Source organism: Streptomyces sp. NPDC001536 (genome assembly GCF_042894505.1).
Lineage (GTDB): Bacteria > Actinomycetota > Actinomycetes > Streptomycetales > Streptomycetaceae > Streptomyces.
Map to the genome: position 1 here is coordinate 86,754 of NZ_JBIAVQ010000020.1, position 14,978 is coordinate 101,731.

Here is a 14,978-nt window from a genome sequence, read left to right on the forward strand (position 1 = left end):
ACGACAGCCCCACCTTAGGGGCGGCGCGGGTGTGTGTCCCGTGCCCGCCGCGGGGGTTCGAGCGGGGCTGCCGCGGAGGTCGAGGGTCCGGCAGGGCGCCGCCGTCACGCGTCGGGGCGCGCGGCGGGCGCGTCGGGTCGTCGCCGGCGGTCCTGGTCGGCGTAGACCGCGAGGAAGGCGGCGAGTCCCCGCACCGCGGTGCCGGTCGGGCCCAGCGCGGTGAACGGGACGCTGTGTCCGAGTCCGGCCGACAGGGTGCTGTGCGCCCGCAGCGCGGCGGCCGCCAGGCAGTCGCGGCCCGGGCGGTGGCCGTCGTCCGGTCCGGCGCCCGCCATGGAGCGGGCCTCGGCCCAGGCCTGGGAGGTGAGTTCGACTGTCCGTGCGGTGGTCGTCGGGGTCGCCATGACGGCACTCCTCGGCTTGTCGGAACGCGCGATCGGAAAGGGGCGCGGCACGTCACCGCGGGTGCGGGACCATGAGGAGCCGCTCGGGGTGCAGCGTGGTGTGCGGGGCCGCGCGGACCCGGCTGCCGGGCGGGACGGTCAGCTGCCATTCCCGGGCCACCGCGCCGAGCAGGGTCTCGAGTTCCTTCCAGGCGAACACCTCCCCGACGCATCCGCGGGCTCCGGCGCCGAAGGGGATGTACGAGGCGTCCTGTCCGGTGGGCCGGGTGGTGAGCCAGCGGTCCGGGTCGAAGCGGTGCGGGTCCGGGTAGCGGTCGGGGTCGCGGTGCAGCAGATAGGAACTGAACATCACGTGGGTGCCCGCGGGGAGCACCCGTTCGCCCAGCGTGACCTCTGCGAGCGCCTTGCGGCAGGTGAGCCATACGGGCGGGTAGAGCCGCAGCACCTCCATCAGGAACCGCAGGGCATAGCCGGGCGGTCCGTGCCCGTGTCCGGACGGGGCGCCCGCGTCCCAACCGGCCGTCTGTGCCAGGTCCTTGAGGACCTTCTCCTCGACGAGAGGGTCCTCGGCGAGCAGGTACAGGGCCCACGACATCACCGACGCCGTGGTGACGGTGGCCGCGGTCAGCATCATGACGGCCTCGTCGCAGACCTGGTCGGTGCTCAGGGCGGCGACGGTGCCGCGCCCGGTGTCCGTCAGCAGCGCCGAGAGGTAACCCGCCGTGTCGTCCGGGGAGTTCACCCGGCCGGCGACGCACGACACGAGCAGCGAACGGAAGGCGGAGAAGGCCGTGGCCAGCCGCTGGGACGGCTTGCGCCAGCGGGTCGCCTTCCCGTACAGCGGCTTTCTGATCATCTCCCAGGACAGGGCCGCGAGGTGCTCGCCGAGCATGTGCGATGTCTCGCGCGGCAGCGCGCCGAAGAGGGTGTTCAGCGCGATGCCGCTCGCGGCCCGGCACATCTGGGCCTGGATGTCGACGGGCTGCCCGGGGCGCCAGGAGGCCACCGTGTCCCGGGCGATCTCCTCCATGACCGGGACGTGGCCGGCGACGGCCGCCGTGCGCAGATACGGGTGCGCCAGTCGCCGGTAGTGCCGGTGCTGGGCGTCGTCCTGCGCGAGCAGCCCCGCCCTGCTGAGGATCCTGGCCTTCTGGAAGAGCTCGCCCTTGCCGTAGTGCCTGCCGTCCTTGACCAGGACGCGGCGGACCAGGACCGGGTCGGTGAGGAACTCGGCGGCCTCGCCGTCCACGGTCACGGTGCGGATCGGGGGGCCGCCGAGGAGACGTTCCATCCGGCTGAACTGGAACTCCGCGGGGCCGCCGGCGCTACGCGACGTCGGCGGCATGGTCGATCGACGGCATCAGGTCCAGCCGGCTGCGCGTCTGGAAGCGGTAGTACGTCTGGAGCTTGTAGTACTCCTCGCCCGACGCCGTCATGGCCGCGTACACCATCTTCGGGTCGTCGGTGCCGTACGGCATGTTCGTGAGGAAGTGCTCGATCTTCGGGCCGAGCCGGGCGGGCAGCGACAGCGGGTCCTGGGTCTTCACGCTGAAGGCGATGCGTTCGATGTTCGGGGAGTTCCAGCTCAGGGTGGCGTAGAAACCGAAGGACTTCTCGCAGAACCTGAGCATCTGCTCGCTCGGGTCGGGCATGCCCATCTCGCGGTGCATGGCGAGGACCTCGGAGGGCCGGCGCAGATGGTCCGGGAAGCCGGTGAAGTACAGGTTGACGGTGCCGCTGCGGTAGTCGATCGCGACGACGTCGACCTTCTCGGCCAGGCCCCGGTCGGCGAAGAAGGCGAAGTTCTCGGCGAGGCTGGGCGGCGTCGACGGCAGGTCGCGGAGTTTGGCCAGGCTCTGGCTCTGGCCGCCGGGGAAGTACACCCAGATCTTGCGGAAGCCGCCGACGATCCCGAAGTCGATGCCGTAGCTGTCGATGGGGCAGTGCCGCTGGATGTCGGCGAGCAGGGACTCCTCGGGGCGGCCGGTCTCGGTGATGAAGCCGTGGGCGCGGGCCCTGAGGTAGGGGTCGATGTGCCGGGGCATGGTGAAGCGGCAGTCGAACTCCCCTTCGTGGTGGGCGTTGGTCGCCACCCGGAAGGCGATGATGGCGTTCGGGACGGCGTCCTCGTACGCCTCCAGGACGGGCCAGACCTTCTCGCGTGCGCAGGCCACGTCGATGAGCCCCGCCGATTCCTCGACACCCGCGAAGAGGTCCGCCAGGTGCGTGGTTACCGACATTCTTCCTCCAACTGTCATGCCAGGGCGGTCACTTGTCGCGGTAGGCCACACGCAGGGCCATGTTGGTCAGTTCGCCGCGCCACACCGGGTCGATGGGCGCGTCGGCGATCGCGGCGCAGCCCTTGTCGACGAGGCCGGCGATGTGCCGTTCGACGTCCTCGGGGACGCCGGTGTCCAGGAGGCGGCCGCGTACCTCGTCGGGGGTGTGTCCGGGCTCGGTGATGAGGCCGTGGATGCGCTCGTCGCGCTGCATCGCCCAGCCGAGGAGCAGGGTCATCTTGTGCTGGCTGAAGTCGAGGCCGGCGGTCTTGCCGGTCTGGGCGGAGTCGCCGAACGCGTCGAGCAGGTCGTCGCGGAGCTGGAACGCCTCGCCGACCGCCTCGCCGTACTCGGCGAGGGCGGGCGCGAGGTCGGCGCGGCCTGCCGCGCTCGCGCCGACGACCAGGGGGCGGTGGATGGTGTAGCGGCCGGACTTGATCAGGGCGATCAGCCGGGACAGGCCGGGGTCGACGGAGAACTCGGCGGCCGCGGCAACGTCCATGTACTGGCCGATCATCACCTCGGAGCGCAGCCGGTGCCATTCGGGGCGGGCCGAAGCCGGGGCGTCGGACATCAGCTCGTCGGAGTAGACGAGGGCGAGGTCGCCGACGAGGAGGGCGACGCCCTCGCCGAAGCGGCGGGACTCGCCCTGCCAGCCGCGGCTGCGGTGCAGCGTGGAGTGCAGGAGGTGGACGGCGGGCTTGCCGCGCCGGGTGCGGGAGTCGTCCAGGACGTCGTCGTGGACGAGGGCGGAGATGTGCAGCATCTCCAGGGCCGCGGCGGCCGCCACGATCCCGGGGTCGTCTGGGTCGCCGCCGGCGGCGAGGTGGCCGGCCAGGCAGAACGCCGGCCGGACGAGCTTGCCGCCCGCCTCGACCAGGTCCGACAGCGCGTCGACGGCGACCACGGCCCGCTCGTCCACCTCGGCGTACACGGCGCGCTCGGCGGTGAGGAAGGAGGTCAGCCGGTCCTGCACCCGCTGAAGCAGGTCCTCGACGGTGTGCCGCGCGGAGGCAGCCGATTCCTCGCCCCGGGCGGGCCGGGGGATCACTTCAGTGGTCACGACACATCTCCTTGTGCGGGGCTTGTGCACTGGGCGAAACCCGAAAGGGGCTGCTGCTGCGTCAGCGTGCGCGGTGCGAATGCAGCGGAGCTGGAGCGTGGTTGGAGCGGAAGCCAAGCGGAACGGCAGGGGGCGGGTGGGAAAAGCACTGCTCGGACCCGGCCCGTCGCGCTGTCGATATCGGCCGCCGGCGCTCGAGTTCGCGCCTCGATCGGTCGCCAAGTCATAGCCAAGCGGGGTGGGCGAGGGTGGTGGCGCATATGCAGGCTGACCCTTGGAGGAGCTCATGCCAGGACCCGCTGGATTGGATAAGGTCTATTCGGCGGTCGAGGAAATGGCCCGAATACTGGACGTGCCGTGTTCGCCCGACCAGGTCGCGCCGGCCATGAAGGCGTTCGGTGACGAACTCCCCACAGCCCACATCGTTTTCAGCATGGCGGCCGGCGACCGTCACCGAGGAGAGCTCGACTTCGACTTCTCGGTGAGCCCCAAGGGCGCGGACCCCTACACCACCGCGCTGGCCCACGGTCTCATCGAGGAGACCGACCACCCCGTCGGCTCACTGCTGACGGAGATCCAGGCGCGGTGGGACATCGCCAGTCACGGCGTCGAGTACGGCATCATCGGCGGCTTCAAGAAGTCCTACGCGTTCTTCCCGCTGGACGACTTCCCGCCGCTGGACAAGTTCGCCCGCATCCCGTCCATGCCGCCCTGCCTCGCCGAGCACGAGAGCACGCTGACGGGCCTCGGCCTCGACGACAAGGTCTCGGCCATCGGCGTCAACTACCCCAAGCGCACGCTGAACGTGTACTTCGCCGTGCAGTCGGTCGCCACGGAGACCAAGCTCGCGCTGCTGCGCGCGTTCGGGTTCCCGGAGCCGGACGCCCGGGTCGCGGAGTTCGTCGCGCGCTCGTTCTCCGTGTACCCCACCTTCAACTGGGACTCCTCGACGGTCGAGCGCATCTGCTTCTCCGTGAAGACCCAGAACCCGGGGGAGCTGCCCGCGCCCTTCGATCCGGACATCGACAACTTCGCCCGCGAGGTGCCCCATGTGTACGCCGGCGGCCGCGAGTTCGTCTCCGCCGTCGCGCTGACCTCGTCCGGCGAGGCGTACTACAAGCTCGCCGCCTATTACCAGAAGGCGCAGGAGTCGTCGAACGCCGCCTTTGCGGCCAGCCGGGAGGACAGCGCGGCATAAACCGTCCCCGTGTTCGGCGGGGTCGGTCCACCCGCTCTGTAGTGGAGCTCTAGCGGGTCACGGAAAGGTCATGCCTCGGCTCGGGCCTTTCCCGGGATCGAGCCTCGATTTTCCGGTCCGTATTTCAGCAGGCGCCAAGTCCGCACCAAGCGCCTGGCAAGTCGGCGGCAAGCGGGATGGGCGACCATTCCGGCGAAAAGCCAAGGTTGTCACCTGGAGGGTCAACACATGTCCACAGCAGCTGAAGTGGAAGCAGCATCGGCCATCATCACCGCGTACGGACAGGCATTCGCGAAGGCCGGCGCGGCGGCGTACAACGGGCCGCGCGAGAAGCTCGCCGAGAACATCGTCCGCAACACCCTGGAGTTCTTCGAGGACCCCGAGTGGCAGCCGCAGCTCCTCCAGGCCGTGCGGATCGCGACCGCCAGCAAGGAGGGCGCGGAGCCGATGCGCATCCTCTTCTCCGCGCAGGTCTTCGCGCAGGCGGGCGTGGCCCTCGACGAGGACCCGCTGAGCATCGACGAGCTCGCGGGCAAGCTCAGCATCAAGGCGATCAACATCAACGCGTCGGCCGCGCAGCTCTGGGGCGTGTTCCTGTGGCGCTACGTCCTGGGTGTGGAGCCGATCGCGTCGGCGTCGGTGGAGGAGATCGTCGAGCTCCTCACGCCCACGGTCGAGCGCTACATCATCGGCTAGCGCACCCACCGGCCGGTCCCGGCACCGGCCGTCGCAAGAACCAGCGGAAGGAACCGTCCGGCCCCGGATCACTGGGAGGACCACCAACGTCATGAGTACCTTAGACATTTCACGAGACCAGGCCGGCGACCACAACAGTGGTGACCCCCGGCGCTGGAAAGCGCTGGCCGTCCTCACCGCCGTGCAGTTCATGCTCATGCTGGACGTCACCGTGGTGAACATCGCGCTCCCCAACATCCAGTCCGACCTCGGTTTCTCCACCGAGGGTCTCGCCTGGGTGGTCAACGGCTATCTGCTGATGGCCGCCGGATTCCTGCTGCTGGGCGGTCGTATCGCCGACCTGCTCGGCCGCCGCAGGGTCTTCGTGGCGGGCGTCCTGCTGTTCGGCGTCTCCTCGATCATGTGCGGCGCCGCGAACACCCCGGGTCTGCTGGTCGCCGGCCGGTTCCTCCAGGGATTCGGCGAGGCGCTCGCGGCACCGGCCGCGCTCGGTCTCATCGCCGTGCTGTTCACCGACTCCAAGGAGCGGGCGAAGGCCCTGGGCATCTGGGGCGGACTGGCGGCGCTCGGCGGTGCGGTCGGCTCGGTCGTCGGTGGTCTGGTGACCGACTTCATCGACTGGCGCTGGGTCTTCTACATCAACATCCCGATCGTGGTGCTGGCGCTGCTGGTGATTCCGCGTCTGATGCCGGAGAGCCGGATGGCCCGCCGTGAGGGCCAGGGCCTGGACCTGGTCGGAGCGGTCGCGGCGACCGGTGGTCTGGTGGCCGTGGTGTACGGCCTGCTGGAGGCCGCCGAGGACTCGTGGGGCTCCTCGCACGTGCTGCTGCCGCTGCTCGCCGGTATCGCCGCGCTGGTCTTCACGGCCGTGTGGGAGTCGCGGGTGCCCGAACCGATGATCCCGCTGCGGTTCTTCAAGAACCGCACGCGTGTGACGAGCAACGTCGTGAGCATGATGTCGTTCGCGTCGTTCTACACGTACGCGTTCGTGGCCACCCTGTACCTCCAGCAGGTGCTGCACTACTCGCCGATGGAGACGGGTCTGGCCTACATTCCGCTCACCGTCGCGACGGGCCTGGGCATGGGTGTGTCCACCGCGCTGATGCCCCGTATCGGCGTCAAGCCCATCGTGGTCATCGCGTTCTTCGGCTCGGCGCTGGGTCAGTTCATCGCCGCCAACGGCTTCTCCCCGGACGCCAGTTACGTCGGCGGGGTCATGCCCGGTCTGGTCGTGTTCGCGCTGTTCAACGGCATGGGCTTCCCCGTGCTGATCAACGGCGGGCTGCACGAGGTCACCGGTCAGGACGCGGGTCTGGCCTCCGGTGTGCAGACCTCGATGCAGCAGATCGGCGCGGCGCTCGGCCTCGCGACGCTGGTGCCCTTCGCCCTGCGGTACATCGACGACCACGCGGCGGACGGCAACCCGCTGGCGGTCGCCTCCGACGGGTTCGCGCTGGCGCTGTACGTCGCCGCGGGTGTCCTGGCCGCCGCGGGTCTGATCGCCCTGTTCCTGCTCGGCAAGGTGAGCGCCGAGAAGCGGGACGCGCACGCGGAGGCCGCCGAACTGCTGGCGGAGCCCGCGGCCAAGGCCCCCGAGGCCTCCAAGGTGTGAGCGGCACCTGACCTCCGGGCCAGTACAGGACTGCACCCCCCGCCGGGTCCGGTGGGGGGTGCAGTCCTGTACGCGGGGGCGGCTACAGCTCCGCCGGCAGGGGTGAGCGAAGCACTTCACCCCGCGGCAGCACCCCGTGATGCGGCGGCTGGCGGCGGGCGCCCCAGTGCGGTGCGCGCTGCTCCGGGGCCGTCACCGGGCGCCGGGCCGGCTTCATGGCCGCCCTGGGGTGCGGGCGCCAGTCCAGGGCCGGCGCGTGGTTGAGGATCTGCTGCTCCAGCAGCTGCAACGCCGGCCGCGGATCGATCCCCAACTCCTGTGCGAGCCGCCGCTGGTTGGTGCGCAGCGCCGCCAGCGCGTCGGCCTGCCGGCCCGCCCGGTACAGGGCCAGGCCCAGCAGTTCGCAGCCGTACTCCCGCAGGGGATGGTCCTGGACGAAGGCCTCCAGTTCGGCGACCGCGATCTCGTGGGCGCCGGCCGCGAGCAGGGCCGCGCAGCGTCCCTCGACCGCCGACAGCCGCAGTTCCTCCAGCCGTGCCACGTCCGGCCGCGCATAGGCGGTGTCCGCGACCTCGGCGTAGGCCGATCCGCGCCACAGCGCCAGCGCGCCCTCGAACTCGTGCACCGCGACTTGCGGATCGCCCCGGTCCAGGGCCTGCCAGCCGGCGACGGCCCGCTCGCTGAACCGGTGCACGTCGACCTCGACGACCCGGCTGTCGAGCAGGTATCCGCGTCCGTAGGTGCGCAGCACCGTCGGCTGGGTGCGGGGCGCGCGGCCGGGCTCCAGCACCCGTCGCAGGTTGGCGACGTACGCCTGGAGCGAGGAGGCGGCCGAAGGCGGAGGGTGCCCGGTCCACAACTCCTCGAAGATCACGTCGAAGGCCACCGCCCGGCCCACCCTGCTGACCAGCAGCGCGAGCAGGGCGCGCTGTTTGGGTGCGCCCAGGTCGACGAGGCGGTCACCGACGACGGCCTCGATGGGCCCCAGAGCGCGGAAGGCGACCTTGGGGCACGGCGCGGGCCACCGGGCGTCCTCCGCTCGCCCGGGTGCCGCGGCCGCCCGGACCGCCGCCGTGCTGTCGGGACCGGGTGCGCGTTCTCTGGCCACGCTTCTGCGCAGCGCCTTGTTGGTGCGGCGAAGCTCGCGCACCTCACGTTCCAGTTCCGCGATGCGCCACGCGTCCGAAGTGCCGGGGTTCGCGATACCGGCGTCGACCGTCTCGTCCGCCATCCCTGAACTCTCCATTCCACGGGCGTATTTCACCTGTCGTGGATGCTGGGCAGGCAATTCCCCCGTCATTGTGCGCGAGTCCGGGCGGCGGGGTTCCGTACGCCAAGTCGGCGCCAACCGATCCTCCAGTCACACTCAAGGCGACCGGCCGACACTGGGGGGTGGGAGCGGCGGGAAAGCCCGAAGAACCTGTCCGCTTGTGCCGCCCCGATACGGCGGCACCCCGCATGGCGCAGGGCACCGCCGCACGCGGCCCCGTCAGGGGAGCTTGGTCGCGGAGAGGATCGCCTGGACGGGGATGACGTCCGGCGGGACCTCGGAAGCGTCCTTGGTGACCGCCTGCGTCACCTTGAACCCCGCCTGCTCCAACAGGCTCTGATACACCGACAGTTTCTGCGGACCGCCCTGACCCATCGCGGCACCCAGGAAGAACGCCGGGAAGAAATCGACGTTGTAGTTGTCGCTCTCCCGGATGTCCTCCGGATACACCGGAACCAGAATGTGGATCAGACCCCCCACCTCCAGCGAGTCATAGACCCCCTGAAGGATCCTGAGCACGTTGCCCGCGTCGAACATGTCCAGGAAATGCTTGATCAGCACGACGTCGAACCCCTCGGGGATCCCGTCGAAGACATTGCCGCCGATGAACGACAGATGCTCCTCAAGCCCCTCCGCCCGGAAATTCGCCAGCGCCCTGGACTCCTTGTCCGGCAGATCGAAAGTCGTCACCGACAGACCCTCGGACCCCTTGTGCCGGAACGTGTGGATCGCCCCAAGCCCCGTGTTCCCGGCGACGTCGAGGACCCGCGCACCGGCCGGAACATCGATGTTGGCGAAGAACCACGGATCGATGTTCGCCGTCACCGTGTTCATCAACTTCAGCCAGGAATCGTTCAGATCCTGATGATCGGCCACCGCGTCGTACAGGGTGCCCTCGGAACCGTAGAGCTCCTTCAGACCCACCACCGTGCCGGTCCGCACCGACTCCGTGAGGTAGAACAGCTGCCGCAGCGCCGTCACCTTGATCAGGTTCATGTACGCCAGCGCACGCTTCAGGTCGCTCTCGGGGACCTCGGCGAGGCCGTCGAGGCGGTAGCCGCCGGAGAGCTCGTCGTAGGCGACGAAACCCTCCTTGACCAGCAGGAACAGCAGCTGCTCCACGGCGTCCGGCTTGGCACCGGCCTGCTCCCCGAGGTCGTACGCCGTCAGGCCGGGGTTCTCACGCAGCGCGTCGACGATGCCGAGCTCGAAGACGGACAGCAGGGTCATGAACCGCGACGGCCCCACCATGTACTCCCGGAACCGGGCGAGTACGGCCTCGGAGGTCACGGCGTCACTCCCTGCTCCTCGAAGCGCCGGGCCAGCGCCAGGCGCTGCACCTTCAGCGTGGCGGTCCTGGGCAGTTCGGCCTGCGGGATCTGTACGGGGTCGGCGAGCTGGGGGAACTCGGCGACGGCCACCCGCCAGCGGTCCAGGTCCAGCGGCTTGTCGTCGACGGTGCAGATCACCGGGACCGGCTCGGAGTTGGGGCCCTGCACCACGACCAGCTCGGTCAGCTCGTGCAGCTGGCCCAGGACGACGTCCTCGATCTCCAGGGAGCTCTTCACCCCGGGGATCATGTCGATCTCACGGTCGAGCATGTGCAGGCAGCCGAACCGGGTGCGGTAGCCGACGTCCCCGGTCCGCCACCACTCGCCGTCGCGGTTGGCGTCGTAGCGGTCCTGCTCGCCGTAGTAGGTCTTCGCGATGCCGTCCCAGGCGACCTCGATGGAGCCGGGGTTCGTCTCGGAGGGAGGGTTGCCGTCCCGGCTGACCACGCGGATCCGCGCGGCACCGTTCGGCATGGCCCAGCCCACGCAGCGGCCGTTCGCCTTGTGCGCGGAGTGGCGGAAGTAGGCGCGGCCGACGGCCGGACCGACCTCGCTCTGCCCGTAGATCTGGAAGAACAGGGCGCCCCGCCGGTCGGACGCCTTGAGCAGTCGGCTCATGGTGCCGGGGTGGATGGCGTCGAAGGTGCTGCTGAAGACCTTCACCGAACCGAACGGCGCGCGCGGGTCCTCGGCGAGCTCCTCCCACTCCATCAGGGAGTTGGGCAGCGCCTCGACGAAGGCCGGCCGGTGCTTGACGAACTGCTCGGCGACCTCGGCGGGGCCGGTCTCGCGCATGAGGAGGACCGGGTACTCCTTCAGCAGTGCCAGGGACATCGCCGCGACCATCCGCGAGTGCACGAAGGGCACGTTGATCGCGACGGTCTCCTTCTTGCGCATCAGGGACAGCAGCCGCCACTGCGGTACGAGGCGGATGCCCTGGGTGCGGGGCGTGTGCACGACCAGCTTGGGAATGCCGGTGGTGCCGGAGGTGTGGGTGATGACGGCGGCCTCGTCGATGGGCCGCACGACGGGCTTGACCCGGGGGCTGCCGGCGAGTTCGGCCAGCGAGATCGACCCGGGCCGGTGGTCGGCCGAGGTGATGACCCGCTTGGTGAGGTCGGTGAGGGGCACGTCGGCGAGGACGTCGAGCTTGGCGCCGTCGGTGAGCAGGGTTGGCTGGTCGACCCGCTCCAGCAGGACGCCCACGGTCGTGGGGTCCAGCGCCGGCGACAGGTTCACGACGATGCCGCCGATACGGGAGACGGCGGCGGCGAGCATCCAGTGGTCGGCGTTGGCCGTCTTGTAGATGACGACGCGCTCGTCGGTGCGGACCCCGGCCGCCCACAGCCGGGCCGCCAGGTCGTCGACGTACTCGGCGTACTGGGCGACCGTCAGACGCCGGCCCGCCTCGGGCAGGACGCCCAGGTCGTGGTCGAGGCTGATCGGGGTCGACGGGTTGACGGCGGCCGCCATCTCCGGCAGCAGGCCGATGTGAAGACCGCGCTTCGTTATCGATTGATAGGCCACGGAGCCCTTCATCTGGGCTGTCTCCTTTGCGATGGGCGGTGAACGTTCGGGCGGTCGCCGGCTCGTGCGGGATACGAGGAGAGGGGGACGCCTCAGAAGGAGTGCGGGCCGAAGCGGCCCCATGCCACGAAGGCGGCGACGGCGAGCAGGACCACGTTCACCACGATCGCCTGGGCCTCGTGGCGGCGCAGGTGGGTCAGGGCGGCGCCGATCATCAGCAGCACCAGGCCGGTGGCGGCGACCGGCACCAGCACCGGCGCGATGTCGAGCGCGGCGGGCAGGATGAGGCCCAGCCCGGCCAGCACCTCCAGGGCTCCGATGGTCTTGACGCCGCCCGCGCTGAAGTCGTCGACCCAGCCGTAGCCGCCGGCGGCCAGCTTCGCCTTGGGCTGGGTCAGTTTCTGGGCACCGCCCGCCGCACAGGCCGCGCCCAGCACTCCCGCGACGATCCACAGGGCAATGTTCATCAGGGTCTTCCTTCGACGGGTTCGGCCGCTACCGGCTGTCGGGCACCAGCAGGGTGGTCTCCACCTGGGGGCGCCACCGGTAGTACGACTGGAGCTTGTGGTACTCCCCGCCGGGCGCCACCGTGATCGCGTAGACGGACGGACGGCCGTCGGTGCGGTACGGGGCGTTCTTCAGGAAGTCCGCGATGTCCGGCTCGACGGGCACCGGCAGGGACAGCGGGTCGTCGGTCATGGCGGCGATGGTGATCCGCTCGACCTTCGGGGAGTCCCAGGTCAGGGTGGCGTAGATGCCGAACGCGCCGGTGGCGAACCGCAGCAGCCGCTCGCTGGGCGCGGGCAGCCCGGCCTCCTTCAGGAGCGAGGTGAGCACCTCGGGCCTGAAGACCGAGGCGGGCGCCGCCCCGAAGTACACGTTCACCGACCGGTGCCGGTAGTCGATGCCGACCAGGCTCACCTTCCCCGCCACGCCGTACCGGGTGAACAGGTCGAGGTTGGCGGCCGCGCCGGCCGGCATCGACTTCAGCGCGACCAGCTCGGACAGCGGCTTCAGGTCGTCGAGCGGGAAGAAGGACCAGGTCTTCTTGAACCCGCCGACGACCCCGAAGTCGATACCGCTGAACCCGATGGGGAATCCCGCGTGGAGCTCCCCCAGCAAACTGCCGACGGGATGGTCCGTCGCCTCGATCAGACCGTGCGACAAGGCGACGGCGTAGGGATCCAGATCCGGCGGGAGCATGGTGAAACGGCAGTCGAGACCCCCCGCGTTGCGCTTCGAGGTCGCCACCCGGAAGGCGAGCACGGCCTGCGCGAGGGTGTCGCCGTAGGCGGACAGGATCGACCTGACCGTCGTCGACGAGCACTCCACTCCCACCAGCCGGGAGACTTCCTCGATGATCGAGAGATCTGCCGGATCAGCGTCGTCCCGCATGTCCCCACCGTTCGGTTGTTGGCACGGCGAACTGGCCTTCCGCTAGCGGGCGATGACCATCGTGGCGGGCGGCGCGGCGTGGAACGAGACGTCCTCGAAGCCCGCCTTGACCAGCCAGTCGCGGTAGTCGGAGCGCCGCCAGGTGCCGCCGTCGTTGCTCTTGAGGAGCATCTCCAGGGCGAACAGCAGCGGGAACGCCGGTGCGGAGCGGTCGTCGTCGACGACGTAGTCGGCGACCACCAGCGCACCGCCGGGCTTGAGGGACTTGCGCAGGCGGGTGAAGACCTCGATGTTGCTCTCGGCGTTCTCCTGGTGGGCGATGTGGGAGTACACGGCGATGTCGTACAGCCCGGTGCCGAAGTCGGTGGTGTGGAAGTCACCGTCGAGGGTGGTGAAACGGTCGCCGACACCCTGCTCCCCCACCAGCCGGCGGGCGATCGCGTTGATCGGCTCCCAGTCGAGCTGGGTGGCGCGGGCCGCCGGGTTGGCGTTCAGCCAGATCGACGAGTAGATGCCCGAGCCGCCGCCCACGTCGAGGATGGAGATCTCACCGGCGTCGGCGATGCCGAGCGCCTCGACACCGGCGTCGGCGGCGGGAACCGACACCGCGGCGATGGCCGGGACGATGCCCTCCCAGTGCGGGTTGTCGGCCACCTCGGTCTCGCCGCCGGCCAGCGGACCGCCGATGCGCACGACCTCCGGCAGGTCGGTGAGGCTGCCGGTGTGCTGGAGCTTCAGCTTGGCGAAGCCGGCCAGGGAGGCGGGTTTGCCCTCCACCAGGAAGGCGGACGCCTCGGGGGTGTTGCGGTAGCGCCCGTCCTGGAGCACCACCAGCTCCACGCTGACCAGGCCGTCGAGCAGGCTCTGCGCGCCCCGCTCGGATATCTCGGCCCGGGCCGCCACCTCCGCGGCCGTGCCCGCGCCGTTCTCCAGATGCGTGAAGACGGAGTGGGTGGCCGCGGCGCCGATGACGCCGGTGTTCCAGTAGCCGTTGATCAGCCTCATCACACCGTCCGGTGCAGGCTGGTTGTTCGTCATGCCGCTCCCTTCAGGGTTCGGGTGGGCGTCGCGTGGGTGCGCAGCGCGCTGCGCAGGACCTCGGAGACCCGCTCGACCTGGCTCATGGTCAGCTCGGCGTGCATGGGTATGCCGAGGTTGCGCTGGAAGAGGTCCGCCGAGACCGGGCACACCTGCTTGGAGTCGAAGGCGGGCTGCACATGGCTGGCCCAGGTGCCGTGCAGGGTGCCGATGCCCTGGCGGCGCAGCTCGGTGGCGACGGCCCCGCGGTCCACGCTCGGGTCCAGGGTCACCAGGTAGGACTGCCAGGAGTGGGTGCGGTCCGACGGCACGTGCGGCACCGTCAGCAGCTCCTCGTCGGCGAAGAGTTCGGCGTAGCGGGCGGCGACGGCGTTGCGCCGCGCCATCAGTTCCTCGATACGGCCGAGCTGCACGCCCAGGATCGCCGCGGCGATGTCGGACAGCTTGAAGTTGTAGCCGATCTCGGTGAACTCGGGGATCGGCAGGCCGATGACCTGGCCCATGTCGAAGATGCTGCCGATGCCGAACGACGACAGCTGGCGCACCTTCGCGCCGATGGCCGGGTCGGTGGCGATGAGGGCGCCGCCCTCGCCGCTGGTGGCGCCCTTGCGTCCGTGGAAGGACAGACAGGCCACCTCGGCCAGCGAGCCCGCCTCGCGCCCCTGGTAGGTGCCGCCGACACCGCAGGCGGCGTCCTCGACGAGGAACAGGCCGTGCCGGTCGGCGATGGCCTGCAACTCCGTGTAGTCGGCGGGCAGTCCGACGACGTCGACGGCGATGATGCCCACGGTCCGCTCGGTGACCAGGGCGGCGACCGCCTCGGGGTCGACGGTGCCGGTGTCGGGCCGTACGTCGGCGAAGACAGGGGTCCCGCCGACGTAGCACACCGCGTGGGCGGGTGCCGGGAACGTGTAGTCGGCGACGATGACCTCGTCGCCCGGCTTGACGCCGAACGCGAGCATCGCCGCGTGCAGGGCGGCGCCGCAGTTGCTCATCGCCACCGCGTCGCCGGCCCCGTACCGTTCCTTCAGCTGTGCCTCGAGGGCCTTGCCCTTCGGTCCTTGGCCGGCCGGCCAGCCCGAGGCGAACACCTCGGCGACCGCCGCCAGTTCCTGCTCCCCCAGGCTCGCGAAAACCAGGGGGATCTTGTCGATGTCGCTCATCT

At 70.2% G+C, this 14,978-nt stretch carries 14 protein-coding genes; 3 read left to right on the plus strand and 11 right to left on the minus strand.

The window, feature by feature from the left end; translation table 11 throughout:
- Window positions 1-104 precede the first annotated feature (104 nt).
- Genes ACFY0U_RS39810 through ACFY0U_RS39825 form a run of 4 tightly spaced genes read right to left on the minus strand, consistent with a single transcriptional unit; the run spans window position 105 to window position 3,746 of the window.
- Complete coding sequence (locus ACFY0U_RS39810; RefSeq protein WP_388644511.1) at window positions 105-404, minus strand: hypothetical protein; 300 nt, start codon at window positions 402-404, stop codon at window positions 105-107.
- 52 nt (window positions 405-456) lie between these two features.
- Complete coding sequence (locus tag ACFY0U_RS39815) at window positions 457-1,695, minus strand: cytochrome P450 (protein ID WP_388644513.1); 1,239 nt, start codon at window positions 1,693-1,695, stop codon at window positions 457-459.
- A gap of 34 nt (window positions 1,696-1,729) precedes the next feature.
- Window positions 1,730-2,644 (minus strand): aromatic prenyltransferase, encoded by a 915-nt coding sequence (locus tag ACFY0U_RS39820; protein WP_388644516.1) that lies wholly within the window; start codon window positions 2,642-2,644, stop codon window positions 1,730-1,732.
- Between the two features lie 28 nt (window positions 2,645-2,672).
- Entirely contained in the window at window positions 2,673-3,746 is a 1,074-nt protein-coding gene (locus tag ACFY0U_RS39825; protein ID WP_388644519.1) for a polyprenyl synthetase family protein, read from the minus strand.
- A gap of 286 nt (window positions 3,747-4,032) precedes the next feature.
- Between ACFY0U_RS39825 and ACFY0U_RS39830 the strand changes: the two genes are divergently transcribed.
- The 3 genes from ACFY0U_RS39830 to ACFY0U_RS39840 all read left to right on the plus strand — a co-directional run bounded on the left by ACFY0U_RS39830 (window position 4,033) and on the right by ACFY0U_RS39840 (window position 7,252).
- Window positions 4,033-4,944 carry an aromatic prenyltransferase gene (locus tag ACFY0U_RS39830; RefSeq protein WP_388644522.1) on the plus strand — a complete coding sequence of 304 codons (912 nt, stop codon included), beginning with the start codon at window positions 4,033-4,035 and terminating at the stop codon, window positions 4,942-4,944.
- 228 nt (window positions 4,945-5,172) lie between these two features.
- A complete protein-coding gene (locus tag ACFY0U_RS39835; RefSeq protein WP_388644524.1) occupies window positions 5,173-5,640 on the plus strand; it encodes a hypothetical protein in 468 nt (155 codons plus the stop codon).
- Between the two features lie 91 nt (window positions 5,641-5,731).
- Window positions 5,732-7,252, plus strand: coding sequence for a DHA2 family efflux MFS transporter permease subunit (locus ACFY0U_RS39840; protein WP_388644527.1), 1,521 nt, complete (start codon window positions 5,732-5,734; stop codon window positions 7,250-7,252).
- A gap of 82 nt (window positions 7,253-7,334) precedes the next feature.
- Here ACFY0U_RS39840 and ACFY0U_RS39845 read toward each other — a convergent pair whose 3' ends face one another.
- The 7 genes from ACFY0U_RS39845 to ACFY0U_RS39875 form a co-directional block, all read right to left on the minus strand.
- Entirely contained in the window at window positions 7,335-8,483 is a 1,149-nt protein-coding gene (locus ACFY0U_RS39845; protein WP_388644530.1) for a BTAD domain-containing putative transcriptional regulator, read from the minus strand.
- Between the two features lie 258 nt (window positions 8,484-8,741).
- Entirely contained in the window at window positions 8,742-9,812 is a 1,071-nt protein-coding gene (locus ACFY0U_RS39850; RefSeq protein WP_388644532.1) for a methyltransferase, read from the minus strand.
- A complete protein-coding gene (locus ACFY0U_RS39855; protein ID WP_388644535.1) occupies window positions 9,809-11,392 on the minus strand; it encodes a class I adenylate-forming enzyme family protein in 1,584 nt (527 codons plus the stop codon). Before ACFY0U_RS39855 ends, ACFY0U_RS39850 begins: the two co-directional genes overlap by 4 nt.
- Window positions 11,393-11,472: 80 nt before the next feature.
- Window positions 11,473-11,847, minus strand: coding sequence for a DoxX family protein (locus ACFY0U_RS39860; protein WP_388644538.1), 375 nt, complete (start codon window positions 11,845-11,847; stop codon window positions 11,473-11,475).
- A gap of 28 nt (window positions 11,848-11,875) precedes the next feature.
- Entirely contained in the window at window positions 11,876-12,775 is a 900-nt protein-coding gene (locus ACFY0U_RS39865; protein WP_388644541.1) for an aromatic prenyltransferase, read from the minus strand.
- A 42-nt stretch (window positions 12,776-12,817) separates the two neighbouring features.
- Window positions 12,818-13,813, minus strand: coding sequence for a class I SAM-dependent methyltransferase (locus ACFY0U_RS39870; protein ID WP_388644544.1), 996 nt, complete (start codon window positions 13,811-13,813; stop codon window positions 12,818-12,820).
- The gene (locus tag ACFY0U_RS39875; RefSeq protein WP_388644692.1) at window positions 13,810-14,967 is read right to left on the minus strand and encodes a DegT/DnrJ/EryC1/StrS family aminotransferase; all 1,158 of its coding nucleotides are present in this window, start codon (window positions 14,965-14,967) and stop codon (window positions 13,810-13,812) included. The genes ACFY0U_RS39870 and ACFY0U_RS39875 overlap by 4 nt, the downstream gene beginning before the upstream one ends.
- Window positions 14,968-14,978: the final 11 nt, after the last annotated feature.

What these genes read in the sequence shown, in the direction of transcription:
- ACFY0U_RS39810 (WP_388644511.1), bottom strand. Translation starts at nt 404, where the DNA reads ATGGCGACCCCGACGACCACCGCACGGACAGTCGAACTCACCTCCCAG.
- ACFY0U_RS39815 (WP_388644513.1), bottom strand. Translation starts at nt 1,695, where the DNA reads ATGGAACGTCTCCTCGGCGGCCCCCCGATCCGCACCGTGACCGTGGAC.
- ACFY0U_RS39820 (WP_388644516.1), bottom strand. Translation starts at nt 2,644, where the DNA reads ATGTCGGTAACCACGCACCTGGCGGACCTCTTCGCGGGTGTCGAGGAA.
- ACFY0U_RS39830 (WP_388644522.1), top strand. Translation starts at nt 4,033, where the DNA reads ATGCCAGGACCCGCTGGATTGGATAAGGTCTATTCGGCGGTCGAGGAA.
- ACFY0U_RS39835 (WP_388644524.1), top strand. Translation starts at nt 5,173, where the DNA reads ATGTCCACAGCAGCTGAAGTGGAAGCAGCATCGGCCATCATCACCGCG.
- ACFY0U_RS39840 (WP_388644527.1), top strand. Translation starts at nt 5,732, where the DNA reads ATGAGTACCTTAGACATTTCACGAGACCAGGCCGGCGACCACAACAGT.
- ACFY0U_RS39845 (WP_388644530.1), bottom strand. Translation starts at nt 8,483, where the DNA reads ATGGCGGACGAGACGGTCGACGCCGGTATCGCGAACCCCGGCACTTCG.
- ACFY0U_RS39855 (WP_388644535.1), bottom strand. Translation starts at nt 11,392, where the DNA reads ATGAAGGGCTCCGTGGCCTATCAATCGATAACGAAGCGCGGTCTTCAC.
- ACFY0U_RS39860 (WP_388644538.1), bottom strand. Translation starts at nt 11,847, where the DNA reads ATGAACATTGCCCTGTGGATCGTCGCGGGAGTGCTGGGCGCGGCCTGT.
- ACFY0U_RS39865 (WP_388644541.1), bottom strand. Translation starts at nt 12,775, where the DNA reads ATGCGGGACGACGCTGATCCGGCAGATCTCTCGATCATCGAGGAAGTC.
- ACFY0U_RS39870 (WP_388644544.1), bottom strand. Translation starts at nt 13,813, where the DNA reads ATGACGAACAACCAGCCTGCACCGGACGGTGTGATGAGGCTGATCAAC.